This is a genomic window from Streptomyces coeruleorubidus (assembly GCF_008705135.1).
Lineage (GTDB): Bacteria > Actinomycetota > Actinomycetes > Streptomycetales > Streptomycetaceae > Streptomyces > Streptomyces coeruleofuscus.
Map to the genome: position 1 here is coordinate 9137655 of NZ_CP023694.1, position 13109 is coordinate 9150763.

At 69.7% G+C, this 13109-nt stretch carries 9 protein-coding genes and 3 pseudogenes; 3 read left to right on the plus strand and 9 right to left on the minus strand.

The features are described from left to right. Positions 1 to 435 precede the first annotated feature (435 nt). Positions 436 to 963 carry a hypothetical protein gene (locus CP976_RS41590; RefSeq protein WP_190146965.1) on the plus strand — a complete coding sequence of 176 codons (528 nt, stop codon included), beginning with the start codon at positions 436 to 438 and terminating at the stop codon, positions 961 to 963. A gap of 11 nt (positions 964 to 974) precedes the next feature. On the opposite strand, the pseudogene CP976_RS44755 reads toward CP976_RS41590, so the two are convergent. The 9 genes and pseudogenes from CP976_RS44755 to CP976_RS41635 form a co-directional block, all read right to left on the minus strand. Next, positions 975 to 1219, minus strand: a pseudogene (locus tag CP976_RS44755) (IS5/IS1182 family transposase); the annotation flags it as partial. 17 nt (positions 1220 to 1236) lie between these two features. Beyond that, positions 1237 to 2019: pseudogene (locus CP976_RS41600) on the minus strand (alpha/beta hydrolase fold domain-containing protein); the annotation flags it as partial. Between the two features lie 634 nt (positions 2020 to 2653). Beyond that, positions 2654 to 3244, minus strand: a complete 591-nt coding sequence (locus tag CP976_RS41605; RefSeq protein ID WP_150485734.1) for a TetR/AcrR family transcriptional regulator — start codon at positions 3242 to 3244, stop codon at positions 2654 to 2656. A gap of 52 nt (positions 3245 to 3296) precedes the next feature. After that, positions 3297 to 4379 carry an SMP-30/gluconolactonase/LRE family protein gene (locus tag CP976_RS41610; RefSeq protein WP_150485010.1) on the minus strand — a complete coding sequence of 361 codons (1083 nt, stop codon included), beginning with the start codon at positions 4377 to 4379 and terminating at the stop codon, positions 3297 to 3299. A 151-nt stretch (positions 4380 to 4530) separates the two neighbouring features. Further along, positions 4531 to 4725 (minus strand): Rossmann-fold NAD(P)-binding domain-containing protein, encoded by a 195-nt coding sequence (locus CP976_RS41615; protein ID WP_229875971.1) that lies wholly within the window; start codon positions 4723 to 4725, stop codon positions 4531 to 4533. Positions 4726 to 4783: 58 nt separating this feature from the next. Further along, a complete protein-coding gene (locus tag CP976_RS41620; protein ID WP_150485011.1) occupies positions 4784 to 5599 on the minus strand; it encodes an oxidoreductase in 816 nt (271 codons plus the stop codon). Between the two features lie 336 nt (positions 5600 to 5935). Continuing rightward, a pseudogene (locus CP976_RS44760) lies at positions 5936 to 6196 on the minus strand (IS5/IS1182 family transposase); the annotation flags it as partial. A gap of 129 nt (positions 6197 to 6325) precedes the next feature. After that, entirely contained in the window at positions 6326 to 9094 is a 2769-nt protein-coding gene (locus CP976_RS41630) for an alpha/beta hydrolase (RefSeq protein WP_150485012.1), read from the minus strand. A gap of 851 nt (positions 9095 to 9945) precedes the next feature. Beyond that, positions 9946 to 10833, minus strand: a complete 888-nt coding sequence (locus tag CP976_RS41635; protein ID WP_150485013.1) for a helix-turn-helix transcriptional regulator — start codon at positions 10831 to 10833, stop codon at positions 9946 to 9948. 165 nt (positions 10834 to 10998) lie between these two features. Here CP976_RS41635 and CP976_RS41640 point away from each other — a divergent pair, with 165 nt between their 5' ends. Continuing rightward, entirely contained in the window at positions 10999 to 12021 is a 1023-nt protein-coding gene (locus CP976_RS41640) for a zinc-dependent alcohol dehydrogenase family protein (protein WP_150485014.1), read from the plus strand. Between the two features lie 44 nt (positions 12022 to 12065). Next, positions 12066 to 13049 (plus strand): aldo/keto reductase, encoded by a 984-nt coding sequence (locus CP976_RS41645; protein WP_150485735.1) that lies wholly within the window; start codon positions 12066 to 12068, stop codon positions 13047 to 13049. The last annotated feature ends 60 nt before the right edge of the window (positions 13050 to 13109 follow it).

A 13109-nucleotide genomic window follows, 5' to 3' on the forward strand; every position in this document is an offset into this window, starting at 1 on the left:
CCAGGACCCGCCCCGGCTCCAACGCGCTGAAACACGGCCCGCGCGGTGGGGCACCGTCGAGATCGCCCCTGGGCACGCGAGCCCGGAGTGGGCGCGGCCCGAGCCGTCGGCCGGCCGAGGCGCCCACGCCCTGGTGTGGAAGCCATCGACGGGGTCCGCGCGGTCGATTCCCGAGATCGAGGTAGGAACGACCCCGCCTTGGCAGCAACGTCAGTGTGTTGGGCGGCTTGGTCTGGATGGTCGGGATCGCCGCGGTCGCCACCGTCGAGCGGCGCTCGTCTCCTCCGGCGTGCCCAGCGCACCCGCCGGTCGGCGCCGGGCCGATCGGGCCGCCGTGCAGACCCTCTTCGACTCTGCGCATCTCTACGGCAGTCAGGTGTGCCTTACCCTCGTAGAGGTCCCGGCTCCACTCCACCCTGACCGGAGGTCACCTGAGTGTTCCCCGCACGGGTAGTTGCCGGTGCTCCGTTGGCACTGGTGATTCTCGCCCTGTCCGGCTGCTCTTCCCACTGGGGCTGCACCGACACGACTGCGGAGCGCGGTGAGGCGGGTGTCAGGGTGCAGGTCGAGGACACGTCTGGGCGGCCTCTCGGCGTCACTGCCGAGGTCGTCGACTGGCGCCTTGAGCCCCACCCGCAGGTGCCCTCCGAAGGTGACCAGGTCCACGTCCACTACCGCTTCGACGGCGCCGACGAGATGTCCGGCCCCGCAGTGGACGCCTGCGCGGTCGATAAGGAGCGTGTGGCGTTGGGGTGTCAGACGGTCTATTCGTCCGAGGCGTTCGGGCCGGACGGTGATCTCACGGGCGACGACTGGCTCGCCGTCGAGTTCCCTGAGCAGGTTGCCGGAGTGCTATTGCTCCCCAACGACCAGTCCTACGACGGACGGACCTGCGAGCAGGACATCAAGGACGGTGGCGGGCCGCATCCTCCGGAACCAGCTGGCATGGGGGACCAGCTGTAAGCCGTCATTCGGTTGGTGAGCCGGCGGTGGCATATGAGGGTCGCTGCGATAGCGGCGAAGGCGAGGAAGTGTTCCGGCTCGCGCTCGTAGCGGCGGTGGAGGCGTCGACAACCGGGCAGCCAGGACATGTCGGTCTCACAGTGCGCCCTTCAGCGCCCGTGCCTGCCTGCGCCAGAACTCCCGCGAGACCTCGGCCTTGGGAAACACGAGGTCGAAGCCGTGGAAAGCGCCGGGGACGACGTCGAGGTCGCAGGGGACGCCGCTGTCACCGAGCCGGCGCGCGTACTCGACGTCCTCGTCGTGGAAGAGGTCGAGGGTGCCGACGCCGGTCCAGGCCGGGGGAAGACCGGTGAGATCCTCGCGGCGGGCGGCGGCCGCGTACGGGGAGACGTTGGGTCCTGCGACGGCGTCGCCGAGGTAGGACGACCAGCCGTACCGGTTGCTCTTCGGCGTCCAGACGCGCACCTTGAGGGTGTCCAGGTCGGTTCTCGTCGTCGTGCGGTCGTCCAGCATGGGGTAGAGGAGCAGTTGGAACGCCGGGCGGATCTCGGCCCGGTCATGGGCGAGCAGCGCGAGGGCCGCGGCGATTCCGCCGCCTGCGCTGGCACCGCCGATCGCGATGCGGTCGATGTCGATGTGCAGGTCGTCCGCGCGCTCGGCCAGTCCGCGCAGCGCGGCGTAGGCGTCCTCGACCGCGGCGGGCGCGGGGTGGTCCGGCCCCAGTCGATAACGAACTGCGGCGACGGTGATGCCGAGCTCGCGGGCGAAGGCGATGTTCGTACGGTCGTCCTGCTCGGGTGCGCCGAAGATCAGCCCGCCTCCGTGTATCCAGAGCAGCGCCGGAGCCGCTGCCTTCAAGCCGGTCGGCTGGAAAACGCGAAGCGAGACGGGCGGTGCGTCTTTCGGCCCGGGGACGACGATCTCCTGGACCGTGACGTCCGGCCCTGGATCAGTCGAGCGCCACTTCACGCTCCGCACGAGGCGCGACGACAGACGTCCGTAGGACACATTGGGGATGAAGCGACCTCGTTTGAGATCGGGGTGGAAGGTACTCATCGGGTCCTCGTTCTTTCCCCTCAGCGAGGGTGTATGGAATCGTCTGGCCACCCGGCGGGTGGCCGGCGTCGAGAATGGGGACGGTTGGGAAGCCGGTGCGACTCCGACGATGGGACGGCCGGCGCGCAGCTGCGTGAGACTTTCGGGGACCGGATTGGGCAGTGAGACGTCGGTATCAGCCGTTGCCCACTTCTCGATGGGCGTCCGTAGCGCGGCGGATAAAGTCGCAGACGTGGTCAGCCGTCCCGGCTGTCGCCTGCCGGACCGGGACGAGATCGCGGGCGTCGCGGACCTGCGCGCCACCGCAGGCCATGCCGGCGTCCGTCCATCGTCCCGTTCCGGCAAACGCGCGCACCTTGCGACTGCCGCTTCCGTACCGCTCGGTCAGATCTTCGTCTTCTCCCGGACCCAGGCGCCGATCTGGGCGATGGCGGCGTCGGTCTCCGGAATCCGGCCGGCACCGTAGACGTACGAGTGCCGGCCGCCGGGGACCACTCAGTTCAACAGCAGCGTGCTCAGACATGTGGTACCTCCATGGGGCCATTTGGAATACCGGCCCGCCAGGGCCGGTATCGCCAGGGTCTGTCAGGCGGTGTGAGTGGGGTGGTCGGTGCGGCCGATCTCGTCTGGCGTCTCAGGTGTGCTGCTCGGCATCCAGCAGTGCGAGGGCGTTGCGGATGCCCTGTTCGAGGAGTTGGTCGGCGAGCTGCCGGTCGGTCAGGGCGCGGGAGAGTTGCAATGTCCCGGCCAGCATGCCGAGGAGGCCGAGTGCTTGCAGACGCGCCGACAGAGGATCGTGAGGTGCCAGGCGGGCGGCGAAGTCGTCGATGAGGACCAGCGCGCCGTCGGTGTATGCCTGCCTGGTGGGATCCGTGGAGCGTGCGATCTCGTCGAGCAGGGCGGCGTTGGGGCAGCCGTCCTCGAAGTTGTCGCGCTGCTGGGGGGAGAAGTACCAGCGCACGATCTGCTCGAGTCCGGCACGGCCGGGCGCCGCCTGCGCGACGATGTTCGCGTGCTGTGCGCACATCTGGTCGGCGACCGCGGTGGCGACGAGTTGGTCCTTGGAGGGGAAGTAGGCGTAGAAGGTGCCGTTGGTCAGGCCCGCGTCCTTCATGAGCGTGGCGATTCCGGAGCCGTCGATGCCGTTGCGCTTGAGCCGCCGGCCGGCCGTCGTGATGATCCGCTGTCGCGTCTCCTGCTTGTGTTCCTTCGTGTACCGCACGATGTGTTCCTCCATGGGAGCCGGGGCTTGCGCCCCGGCTGCCGCCTTGGTCAGGTCAGCGTGCCGCGCCTGCGAGGAGAGCGGGGAAGTTGATCCTGGCGGTCTGCAGTTTGGGGTCGTGGGGCTCGGGGACCCCGCCGTCGGTGATGTACAGCCGGTCGCCGCGGACCGCGGTGGCGGAGGGTGAGGCGAGGCCGTCCGCGCTGGTCAGGACGGGCTTGTAGGTGCCGTTCGGGTAGATCACCACAACCCTGTCCGGACCGTTCTGCGAGGAGGAGCCGTTCTGCGCCGCGAACACCACATCGGAGCGGGGGGTCAGGAAGCTGAGGTCGTCGATGTTGGGCAGGCCGCCCGCGACCAGGCGGATGGGGCCGGCCGTGCCGGTGGTGGTGACCGGTACCCGCAGCAGTGTTCCCTTGTTGAAGTTGCTGACCCACAGGGCGCCGTTGTGGAACCTGAGGCCGTTGGCGCCGATGGGCAGGGCTTCGGTCGGAACCGGGGCGAGAGCTGCGTCGGTCAGCCACGGGGTCGCCGATCCGCCCGAGACGGGAACGGACCAGATGGTGCCCTTCAGGCTGTCCGCGATGTAGAGGGTGCGTCCGGCCGGGTCGATGGCCAGCCCGTTGGGGCCCGAGTCGGCGGGCAGAGCGGCGATGCGCTGCGGGGTACCGTCCGGAAGCAGCGTGTACACGCCGTTCCTGGCCGCGTTGCCCGGGGCCCACACGCTGTAGTAGATGGTGCCGTCACTGGCACGGGTGTTGCCGCTGATCGCCTCACCCACATGCCCGGTGACCAGCACCGTGCGTTCTCCGGACGGGGAGATACGCATCAGCTGCGGCCCATGAGTGCGCTCGCACACCGCGCAACTGCCGAGCATCGACAGGATCACTGAGCCGTCGGGGTTGACGGTGATGTTCTCGGGGATCTCGCCCGCCGCGTAGTCGAACGTCGCCGCGGTCGTTACGTCGGTGACAATGGATCTGCTGTACGGATGTCCCGTCCCTGCCGACGCGGACGGCGCCGACCCCAGGACGGCCGCCGTCGCGGTGACCGCCACGGCGATTCCGGCGTTCTTCTTCAGAAAACGCCGTGCGCTCAATGCACTGCGCCGGGCGGATTGCTGGCGTTGCTGCTGCATGACTCTCCTCGGTAAACCAACGAGTGACTGATCAATGGACCTTCGGCGGCATCAGCGATGCCGGGTGTATGGGAGACATGCGGTTGGAATCGGCGCCCGTGAGGCCCGGACCTGGATGTCATCGGCGTCGCCCGTGAGGCGGGCCGGGGGGTCAGACGGGCAGGCGGTTGTTCTTGCGGATCCGCTTGTCGAACGTTCCGGTGGGGACGAGGTGGCGCGCCATGGTGAGGCGTGAGGCCAGCGGGCCGGCGGCGCAGCGCAGCTTCGGCTTCTTGTCGGTGGCCGCGGTGACGATCGCCTTGGCAACGACGGCGGGGTCGTCGCCGTCCTTCATCACATCCGCCATCACCTCGTCGAAGACGCGGGTCGGTTTCGGACGGGTTCGGGTACGCGAAAGGTGAGCGTCAGCTCGGCATCCGGTTGAATCTGCGGACGATGCGGTCGAAGATCCGGGCCGGAAGGACGCGGTGGAGCACGCTGATGCTTGCGGCCGTCGAGCCGGCGGTGCGCCGCAGTTTCGGGTTCCGGTCGGTGGCCGCCGCGACGATCACCTTGGCCACGACGGCGGGATCGTCGCCGCCGCTGGTGTTCTTCGCCAGCACCTCGTCGAACGTGCGCCGTCCCGACGCGTAGAGCGGCAATGGGGTGTCGCCCTGCACGCTGTGGTCACCGAACGGGGTGTTGATCGGGCCGGGCTCGACGAGCAGGATCCGGACGCCGTGCTCGCGGACCTCGTGGTCCAGCGACCCGGAGTAGCCCTCGACCGCGTGCTTGGTCGAGGTGTAGATGGCCATGAACGGGCTGGGGACGAACCCGCTGAGGGAGGAGACGTTGATGACGCGTCCGCGCCGTTGAGTGCGCATGTGCGGCAGAACCGCCTTGGTCATCCGCATGATGCCGTAGACGTTGACGTCGAAGACCTCCTGCGTCCGGGCGACGGAGAACTCCTCGGCGGCGCCGTTGGCGCCGACGCCGGCATTGTTGACCAGGACGTCGATGCGCCCGAACCGGTCGATCACCTGCTTGACCACGGAGGCGACCGATTCGTCGCTGGTCACGTCGAGGTCGAGGTAGGTCACCCCGGCCGGCGCGGTGACTCGCGCGGTGTTGCGAGCGGTTCCGATCACCTCGAAGCCCGCCGTGGCGAAGGCGCGGGCCGTCTCCTTGCCGATCCCCGATGAGGCACCTGTCACGAGTGCCACCGGCCGAGTTGCCGCCATCACGAGCTCCTTTGTTTAAATTACGATCGTATGTCTTACGTTCGTACGACCATAGGGTGGTCGTCGGGACGATGGCAAGTGGTTTGGCCCGGCGATCCGAGAAAGATCTGAGAAGGATCCGGAGACGTTGGGTGCGTTACGGGAAAGATCACGAGCGGATGACGAGCCGGTGACCGAGACCGCCACCGCCAGTCCCCGCCTCACCCGCCGCACTCATCGACGGCGGTGGGACTGGATTGGGCTCTGCCGCGTGATCACGTCATGACGAGTCCTGCTGCCTTCCGGGACCAGACCCACTGGTCCGGTGGCTACTACGAGTTGGCGATCGAGGCTGGATCAGCAAAACAAGGTGCAGGCGATGCTCGTGAAGGCGAGAACCGGTGGAGACGTCGGCAGCCAGCGAGCCAGGCCATGGTGCGTTCGCCGGTCCAGCGGTGCCGGCCCGGTCGCGTGGAGGTCTCGATGCCCTTGTGGGCGACGCGGTGGGTGATGCCACGCTCGCCTAACCATCGCCGCAGGTGGGATTAGTCGTGGCCCTTGTCGGCGTCGCCGTCGTCCACGGTGGGAACGGATCGGTGGCAGGCCCTTGACCAGGGGATCAGTGGCGCAGGCTGCGCCGGGGGCTGGACACGGGCGGTCGGGATCCCCCTGACCTTGTGAAGCGCGGGGCCCGGACAGACCGGACCCCGCAACAAGAGGATGCTCACAATCCCTCGTACAGCGTGCTTACGGCTTGTCGAGCACCGTCCCCGTCAGCACCGGCCTGTCCGGCAGCGGCTCGGCGTTCCTGTCGGTCAGCGCCAGGCGCATCGACTCGGTCGGCTCGGCCACCTGGTCCCGCACGATCGGCACGACGAAGTCCACGCTGCTGCTCCCGGGCGGGATGTTCAGCCACACCCACAGGCTCGCGTCGGACAGCGGCCGCTCGGGGTCGGGCACGTCACCGGACGAGTCCTGGAGCCACTGCGGGTCCACGTCCTTGGTGGACAGCTCGGCGCCCTCGGTGACCGGAAGCACCCGCACCGGCTCCCAGAGGTCTACCGCCGCGGGCGCGTCCACGGACAGCCGCCAGGTCAGCGTCTCGCCCTCGGTCACCCGGTCTGCGACCGGCGACAGGGTGATCACCGGCTCCGGGTCGTCGTTCTCGACGATGATCCCGCCCCGGTACTTGCCGACGACGGCGTTGCGGACGGCCTTTACGGCGATGTCGTGCTCCACGTCGTCGCCGTAGACCGTGTCGCCCTTAACCTTGACCGGCACGTCGATCGCGTGGCTGCCGGGCCGTACGGTCACGAGGCGGTTCTCGGACCGGCCGCTGTCCGGGTCGAGGACGTACACGCGGACCTGCCCGCTGCCGTGCCCGGAGATCTCGACCGGGATCCGGTAGGTGCGGGTGCCCGAGTCGCCCTCCCTGACGATCGTGCGGCCCACGTCGACACGCGGCAGCGCGGCCGCCTTCACCGCGGGAGTGCCCGGCGCCCAGCCCCATGCGTCCATCAGCCAGGCCTGCCCGGACTGCGAACGGGGCGTCAACGCAAGGGACTTGACATGCCTGAGATCGAGTCCGGCCCGGGTTGCCGCAGACAGCGGGACACGTAGCTCCTGAGCCCAGTAGGAGGCGGTGTTCTCGGAGCCCGGGAGCCCGTCCACCCGGACCGAGCCCAGCCTCACCCGACGGTTGGAGGAGTCGGTGACGGACACGTCGAACTTCGTGCCGGTCGTGTTCGGCGGTACGAAGACCCGGAGCGCCAGCTTCTGGGAGCCGCGGAGGGAGAGCGGCTTGGCCGGAGTGATACGCGCGGCCCGGCCCGGTGCGGACCACTTCAGGTCCACCGCACTGCGGCCGATCTCCCGTTCCGTCTCCCACGACGCGAAGTGCGGTGACGATCCGAGTGTCTCCGGGTCCAGACATGCCACGGCCGGTTCGGGGTCGATCGCCGAACACAGCCGGGCGCCGGTCACCTTCGCCCCGCCGTCCGGCAGGAAACCACCGCTGCGGCGGCCGCCGACCGCGTGAGTCAGCACCCGGGCCGGGCCCGCGGACGGGGCCCGCTTGCCGGAACCGTCGAGCAGCGGACGCACCCGATCGTCCCCGGCGAGGAAGAGCCGGGCCGCCGCGGCGATGTACGTCGCGCCCGCCTTGTGCTGCTGGGCGGCGGTCAGCCGGGTCGCGGCACCCGGCGTGCACACCGGGTCCGGCTGCTCCGGGTCGGTCCCGAAGTCGTCCATGGCCGGTGCGACGGCCTCGCCCGGGGTCCACTCGCTGTTGAAGTAGTTGTGGTTGGCGCCGACCATGTAGACCGCGCTGTGCAGTGCCGTGCCCCGGCTGATCCCGCGCGTCCCGTCGACGAAGTCCTCGCCCTGCAGATCCGACACGTCGCCGTCGCAGCCCGGCAGCAGCGTCACGGACGGCACGTCGGCGACTGGATTCTGGCCGAAGATCGTCGGTCCGATGAGCACAGTCCCGCGCACCTTCCAGCGCACCGGGCCCCGGTAGCCGTCCTCGGCGGCCGGCGGTGGGTACAGGCTGTCCATGGCGGCCCGGTTGACGCCCTCTCCACCGCGCGAGTGGCCGACGAGCAGGACCTGGGAGAGGTCCGCCTTCGCCGCCTTGCGTACGACGGCCGGGGCGGAGGAGCGATGGGCGGTCCAGCCGGCCCAGCGGGCGAGGTGCTGCCGTACCAGTGAGGAACGCGCCTGCGCGCCGGCGTCCTCGGCATCCCAGTCCTGGGCGTTGATGCCGTTCGCCGAGATCGACACCGTCACATAGCCCTGTGAGGCCAGCAGTTGCTGGTCGCGCAGATAGCCCAGGTAGCTCGGGATCGGCTTGTAACCGTCCGCACAGGGCCAGTCGCCGGTCACGTCGTCCTCGGAGCCCGGCTTGTAGCAGGTGCCGTGGCGGCCGTGCAGGAACAACGCGAGCGGCCGGCTGCCGGTGGCACCCTTCGGCGCCACCACCTTGGCGGTCATCTCCACCGGGTTGTCGAACCCGGGCAGGCGCACCGGGTCGAGGTCGTACTCCCCGGTGACCGTGCGGTACGAGCCGGGTTTGCCCGGATCAACGCCGTTCGCGGGCGCCGGCGCGGGCACTCGTGCCACGCGCGAGCCCGACCTGCGCTTGTCGTCGGCCGACGCGTCCAGCCGGCGTCCCGCGGCCGTCACTTGAAGGTCCGTCAGTTGCTCGGGCCGCGTCTCGCCGAGGGTGAGCCGGAAGGTCCGCCCGTCCCTCGCCGGCTTAGGTACGCCGAGCAGCCGGTCCCCGGTCCGGAACTCGACCCGCGCATCCCCCATGGGCACGGCCTTCGGGGCACGCCAGACCAGCTCGCGCGCCCCGCCCTCCCCGCCGATCCGCCACCCCGGTGGAAGGGGGTTGTCGTCCATCGCGCTCAACGGCCCCGTTTCTTGGGCCTGTTCAGCTTGTGCCAGTCCGGGCGAGCCCGCCAGGGCCGCCAGCACCGCCACGGCGGTCACACATATTCGCCGGGCACGGATCAATGATCCTCTCCTCAAAACCCCGTGCGCAGACGTCCCGTCGGTCCCGGGCGTCTCTCGCGTCACCTAGGACGGGGGAGGGGTGTCTGTGGGTTGTCTGTGAGGAGACGCCGAGAGCGGGCGAGCGATGCGATCAAGCCAGCGCAGCTGATCGCTCTCCGATACTTCGCCGCGCAGCATGCTGGTTGCCACGTCCTCGCGCACGACCGGATGACCAGGTGGGAGTTGGTTTCACCCGTCCCAGCGGGCAGGTGAGGCAGAAGCGGTGTGGTGAACTTACGTCCTCCGGGCCCGACCGGTTCGGTGTCTACGTCTCTCGGCGGCCTGCAGGGTCAGCCACTGCGGGTCGCCATGACGTCATCGGGCTGCACCAGGACGGCATCGAGGGTGCGCTGAGTTCTCCAGACGGTGGCCACCCCCGGTCTCGAAGTGATGGAGCTCGGCCCGGAGGAGCCGGTCGTCCTGCTCCCGGCGGGCCACGCCCTGGCCGACCGCCCGTTCCTGACCCTCACCGAGATCGAGGCGCTCCCGGGCTACGCAGCGCACTGCCCACCCGGCCGCCTCCCGCCTCACCGCGACCGCCCAGACCGTGATGCGGGGCGCGCGCCACGGCCGTCGGTGCGGTCGGCCGGCTATGCGCAGCTGAGCCGCGTAGTGATGGGGAAGTCGACTTGCTCGGCCAGGACCCGGTCGGCGGGTCGAAGGCCGTGGTTGCCGCCCTCGAGCTGGCGATAGGCGTCGGTGGCGCGACTGCTGCCCTCCCACGGCGGAACAGACTGCCGTGCGGGGCGTCGTGACGGAAACGGCGGCAGGCACCGCCCCACCGCCTGACCGACGCCTTCCCTTGAGGCCGGCTACCGCGCCAGAGGATCGGTAGGGGCGGCACCGTCCTGGGAGGCGGCCCAGGAGGCGAGGAGGCGCAGGGCTTCTTCGGAGGGCGAGCCGGGTTCGGCGGTGTAGATGAGGAGGGTGAGGCCGGGTTCGTCGTCCACGGCAGAGCCGTGCCAGGCAAGGGTGAGGTCGCCGACGACCGGGTGGTCGAAGCGTTTGACGCCGGTACCGTGACGGCGGACGTTGTGGGAGCCCCAGCGGGTGCGGAAGGCGTCACTGCGGGTGGACAGCTCGCCCACCAGGTCGTGGAGGTCCTTGTCGTGCGGGTTGCGGCCCGCCTCGGTGCGCAGCACGTCCACGGTCATGTCGGCAATGAGGTCCCAGTCCGGGTAGAAGCGGCGGGCCGCCGGGTCGAGGAACTGGAAGCGGGCCATGTTCGGCGGCTGGGTGTCGCTGTCGTAGATGTCGGCGAAGAAGGCGCGGGCCAACTGGTTGACGGCGAGCAGGTCCAGGCGGCCGTTTGTCACGAACGCGGGCCCGGCGGTGACGGCGTCCAGGGCCCACTGCAGGCTCTTGGGCAGGGTTGTCTGTCGGCTGGAACGTGACCGGGGTCGGGCAAGCGTGTCAGAGCCTTCCTGTGCCTGGGCCAGGTGCAGCAGATGAGCCCGTTCGACCTCGTCCAACTGGAGTGCGCGGGCGACCGATTCGAGCACCGCGGGGGAGACACCGGCCAGGTTGCCGCGCTCCAGCTTGCCGTAGTAGTCGACGCTGACGTCGGCCAGCGTGGCGACCTCGCTGCGGCGCAGGCCGGGCACGCGGCGCCGGGTGCCGGACGGCAGCCCGGCCTGCTCCGGGGTGATCTTGGCTCTCCGCGAGGTGAGGAACTCGCGGACTTCGTCACGGTTGTCCACACCCCTGACCGTACGACGTCCGCGCGGCCGTAGGGATGTACTGCCAGTACATGGTTCAACAGCAACTGGTTGCCCGCGCGAAACGGGAGTTCCCTGAATGACGTGGCACTCAGCCGCCCGGCCGTGCGACGCGGCCGGACCCCCGTTCACAAGGAGCAACCCACCATGCGTGGTGTCGTGATGCACGCCCCCGGTGACTTCCGGGTGGAGGAGCGCGAAGAGCCGAGGATCCTCAAGCCCACGGACGCGATCATCCGAGTGGCGGCGGCCTGTGTGTGCGGCTCGGACCTGTGGCCCTACCGCGGGGCCGAGCCCTTCGAGGCTCGCTCCCCGATAGGCCACGAGTACGTGGGCGTGGTGGAGGAGGTCGGCAGCGCCGTCACCACCGTCCAGCCCGGCCAGTTCGTGGTCGGCGGCTTCTCCACCTCGGACAACACCTGCGCCAACTGCCGCGCCGGCTACCAGACGTCCTGCGTCCAGCGGGAGTGGATGAACGAGATGGGCGCCCAGGCGGAGCGACTGCGCGTCCCGCTCGCCGACGGCACCCTCGTCGCCACCCCGGGCACCCCCGACGCCGACCTGATCCCCAGCCTGCTCACTGCCTCCGACGTGCTCGGCACCGGCTGGTTCGCAGCCGTCGCCGCCCAGGCCGGACCGGGCAGGACGGTCGCCGTGGTCGGCGACGGCGCGGTCGGCCTGCTCGGCGTGCTCGCCGCCAAGCAGCTCGGCGCCGAGCGGATCATCGCCATGAGCCGCCACGCCTCCCGCCAGAAGCTGGCCCTGGACTTCGGCGCGACCGACATCGTCACCGAGCGCGGTGACGCAGGCGTCGAAAAGATCAAGGAACTGACCGGCGGCTTGGGCGCGCACTCGGTCATCGAGGCGGTCGGCACCCAGGAGTCGATGCTCCAGGCGATCCGCTCCACCCGTCCCGGCGGCCATGTCGGCTACGTCGGTGTCTCCCACGACGTCACCCTCGACGGCCAGGAGCTGTTCTTCTCCCACGCCCACCTGCACGGCGGCCCCGCCCCGGTCCGCCGGTTCCTGCCGCAGCTGATCGACCTCATCTGGAACCGGGAGATCGACCCGGGCAGGGTCTTCGACCTCACTCTCCCCCTCGACCAGGCCGCCGAGGCCTACCAGGCGATGGACGAACGCCGCGCCATCAAGGTCCTGCTGAAGCCCTGACAGGCCACGCCTCTCGAACGGACGGTGCGTGCATGAGCGACGAGATGAGATACGGGCACCTGGGCCGCTCCGGACTGCTGGTCAGCCGGATCGGTCTCGGGACGATGAACTTCGGTCACACCGTGGACGAATCGACCAGCTTCGCGGTCATGGACACCGCGATCGACGCGGGTATCAACCTCTTCGACACCGCCGACGTCTACGGCGGCCCGCAGTCGGCGGACATGGCCAAGGGGTACGGCGTCTCGGAGGAGACCATCGGCCGGTGGCTGAAGCGCAGCGGGCGCCGCGACGACATCGTCCTGGCCACGAAGGTGTACCAGCCGATGGGACTGGGCCCCAACGACCGCCGGCTGTCCGCCTACCACATCCGGCGCGCGTGCGAGGCGAGCCTGCGGCGGCTCCAGACAGACCACATCGACCTCTACCAGATGCACCACATCGACCGGGCCACGCCCTGGGAGGAGATCTGGCAGGCGACGGAGCAGCTGGTACGCGAGGGCAAGGTCAGCTACGTCGGCAGCAGCAACTTCGCCGGCTGGGACGTGACCCTCGCCCAGTCGGAGGCCAGGGCACGGCACTTCATGGGCCTGACCTCCGAGCAGAGCTTGTACAACCTCGCCGTACGAGCCGTGGAACTCGAACTCATCCCCGCGTTGCGTCACCTCGGAATCGGCCTCATCCCCTATAGCCCGCTGCACGCCGGCCTGCTCAGCGGCGCACTCGAGTCCGCCGCTGAGGGACGCGTCCGGGACGAGTCGATGCTGGTGCGCATCGAAGCACACCGCGATCAGCTCGAAGCGTACGAGGGGCTGTGCCGGGAACTGGGCGCGAAGCCGGCGCACGTGGCGCTGGCCTGGGCGTTGCGCAACCCAGTCGTCTCCACCACGGTGACTGGAGCGACGACGAGCGATCAACTGCGGTCCAACCTCGGTGCGCTGTCCGTGCGACTCGACGACGAGACCGTGGAACGTCTCGACCGTATCTGGCCGGGACCGGGAGAGGCCCCGCAGGCGTATGCCTGGTGAAGCCGGCCCCGGGCCGACCGGCATGCCTGGGCGCCCTGCTGTCGCGTCGCCGAGTTCTTC

Excerpts from the sequence above, each read along its gene's own strand:
- CP976_RS41610 (WP_150485010.1), bottom strand. The coding sequence starts at position 4,379 with ATGCAGCAGCAACGCCAGCAATCCGCCCGGCGCAGTGCATTGAGCGCA.
- CP976_RS41615 (WP_229875971.1), bottom strand. The coding sequence starts at position 4,725 with ATGGCGGATGTGATGAAGGACGGCGACGACCCCGCCGTCGTTGCCAAG.
- CP976_RS41620 (WP_150485011.1), bottom strand. The coding sequence starts at position 5,599 with ATGGCGGCAACTCGGCCGGTGGCACTCGTGACAGGTGCCTCATCGGGG.
- CP976_RS41640 (WP_150485014.1), top strand. The coding sequence starts at position 10,999 with ATGCGTGGTGTCGTGATGCACGCCCCCGGTGACTTCCGGGTGGAGGAG.
- CP976_RS41645 (WP_150485735.1), top strand. The coding sequence starts at position 12,066 with ATGAGATACGGGCACCTGGGCCGCTCCGGACTGCTGGTCAGCCGGATC.